This window comes from Enterobacter sp. C6, from assembly GCF_008122455.1.
Lineage (GTDB): Bacteria > Pseudomonadota > Gammaproteobacteria > Enterobacterales > Enterobacteriaceae > Enterobacter > Enterobacter pseudoroggenkampii.
This window is the reverse complement of the sequence record NZ_QPFW01000011.1, coordinates 1-456: the sequence shown is the minus strand read 5'-3', so window position 1 is coordinate 456 and position 456 is coordinate 1. Positions and strand designations below refer to the sequence as shown.

Genomic DNA, 456 nt, shown 5'->3' with positions numbered 1-456 from the left:
CGAAATAGGAGACCATTACCAGCGCGGCAATCGCGGAGGCTACGCCCACCAGGCCGTACAGCGCGTAGGGCATGCCGTTCACCGACAGCGCCGCATAGCGCGCCGCGCGAGGATTCTGCCCAATCAAAAACAGATGACGACCAAAGCGCCCGCGGTGGGTAATCAGCCAGAAGAAGACGGTAATCACCGCGAACAGCACCAACGGGATCGGCAGGCCAAACACCGTGAGGTTAGCGAACGCCGTGAAGCTGTCCGGGAAGCCGCCGATGCCCTCGTAGCCCGTGGCTCCCGCCATGCCGGAGAGCAGCAGCGCCCCGCCGCCGTAGAGGTAGAGCGTGCCGAGGGTAATCACCAGCGGGCTGATGCCGGTGTAGTGGATCAGCGCCGCGTTTACCAGCCCGCACAGCAGTCCCAGCAGCAGCGTCAGCGGAACGGCGACCGCCATCGGCCACCCAG

At 65.4% G+C, this 456-nt stretch carries 1 protein-coding gene; it reads right to left on the bottom strand.

All coding sequences use genetic code 11. The features are described from left to right. On the bottom strand, positions 1–456 hold a 456-nt coding region (locus DOU50_RS00065), incomplete at both ends, for an ABC transporter permease subunit (protein ID WP_416202930.1).